The organism is Caballeronia sp., assembly GCF_049581465.1.
GTDB lineage: Bacteria > Pseudomonadota > Gammaproteobacteria > Burkholderiales > Burkholderiaceae > Caballeronia.
Genome location: NZ_JBAUSA010000538.1, coordinates 1 through 1,650, shown reverse-complemented (window position 1 = coordinate 1,650; position 1,650 = coordinate 1). Strand labels below are relative to the sequence as shown.

2 protein-coding genes are annotated in these 1,650 nt (G+C 57.8%); one reads left to right on the top strand and one right to left on the bottom strand.

Going from position 1 to position 1,650, the window contains the following annotated elements:
- The first annotated feature begins 158 nt into the window (after positions 1–158).
- Positions 159–974: an orotidine-5'-phosphate decarboxylase gene (gene pyrF, locus WCA53_RS13325; RefSeq protein WP_423910719.1), complete on the top strand. Its 816-nt coding sequence runs from the start codon at positions 159–161 to the stop codon at positions 972–974.
- 58 nt (positions 975–1,032) lie between these two features.
- Here pyrF and miaA read toward each other — a convergent pair.
- The coding region (gene miaA / locus WCA53_RS13320; RefSeq protein ID WP_423910716.1) for a tRNA (adenosine(37)-N6)-dimethylallyltransferase MiaA at positions 1,033–1,650 on the bottom strand (618 nt) is incomplete at its 5' end.

Genomic DNA, 1,650 nt, shown 5'->3' with positions numbered 1-1,650 from the left:
AGCTTGACGCGCGAGTTTCGCTTTACCGTCGAACGTTCTGGCGAGGCGAAACGGCGTGGTGGGCGGCCGAGGCACGCGGCTGGGCAGAAAGCGAAGGCGCACGCGGCCGCACGCTAAAATGCGGGTTGGTAGTTTATTCACCTTTGCCCTGGATGCCCATGTCTTTCATCGATTCGCTCAATGCCGCGTGGACGCGGACTCAGTCGCTGTTATGTGTCGGGCTCGATCCGGAGCCTTCGCGGTTTCCTGGTGCGTTGAATGGACGCGCCGACAAGATTTTTGAGTTCTGTCGCGAGATCGTCGATGCGACCGCGCCGTTTGTTTGTTCTTTCAAGCCGCAGATCGCTTATTTCGCCGCGCATCGGGCGGAGGATCAGCTTGAGGCGCTCATCGACCACATTCATGTGAAGCATCCGGGATTGCCCGTGGTGCTTGACGCGAAGCGCGGGGATATCGGTTCTACTGCCGAGCAATACGCCCGCGAGGCCTTCGAGCGTTATCGTGCCGATGCCGTTACGGTTAATCCTTATATGGGGTTCGATTCGATTCAGCCTTATCTGGAGCATCAGGGGAAGGGCGTGATCGTGCTGTGCCGGACCTCGAATCCGGGCGGATCGGATTTGCAGTTTCTCGATGTGGGCGGGCGGCCGTTGTATCAAGCCGTTGCTCAGTTGGCCGCGGAGAAGTGGAATGCTTCCGGACAGTTGGCATTGGTCGTTGGCGCGACCTTTCCGCGGGAGATTGAAGTAGTGCGGTCTATTGTTGGGGACATGCCGCTTTTGATTCCGGGGATTGGGGCGCAAGGGGGCGATGTCGAAGCGACCGTGCGCGCAGGGCGGGATTCTTCCGGACGCAAAGGGATGCTGATTAATTCTTCTCGCGCGATTATCTATGCTTCTAAAGCGGATGACTTTGCTCATGCCGCTGGAGAGGCTGCCCGCGCAACGAGGGATTCTATTAGCGCGGTTTTGTAGGGGGCGGGCTTTGTTGACGGACAGATGCGTGCTCGCTACTGGGCACGCTCCGCTCACACTACCCTGCCAGTACCTCTTCCAGTTTCTTAAGCGCTTCTTCCGTAGCATTCGCTTTCGCGCAGTCCACGATCGTTCTCGTTTCCATGCTTCTCAACCACGTTAGCTGGCGCTTGCATAACTGTCGCGTGGCGAATACGCCTTTGTCGCGCATCGTCTTATAGTCCGTCTCGCCGTCGAGGTATTCCCACGCTTGCCTGTACCCCACGCAGCGCATCGATGGCATGCTTTTATTCAAATCGCCGCGCGCTCTGAGTGTCTCAACTTCTCCAATAAATCCGGCCTCCAGCATCTGGTCGAATCGTCTTTCTATCCGACCATGCAACACGCTTCTATCCGATGGCTCCAGCGCGATCGGTACAAATTCATGCGCGCTTTCTTGCACGTTTTTCGGGTCTTTTAGTATCGACGACATCGCGCGGCCGCTCAACATCCACACCTCAAGCGCGCGCTGGATTCGCTGCGAATCATTCGGCGCCAGGCGCGCCGCTGTTTCAGGATCAATAGACATGAGCCGCGCATGCATCGACGGCCATCCGTCTCGCGCCGCTTCTGCATCCAGCGTTGCGCGTATTTCCGGATCGGCCTCGGGCAAATCATTCAGTCCGTGCGTCAATGC

Excerpts from the sequence above, each read along its gene's own strand:
- pyrF (WP_423910719.1), top strand. The coding sequence starts at position 159 with ATGTCTTTCATCGATTCGCTCAATGCCGCGTGGACGCGGACTCAGTCG.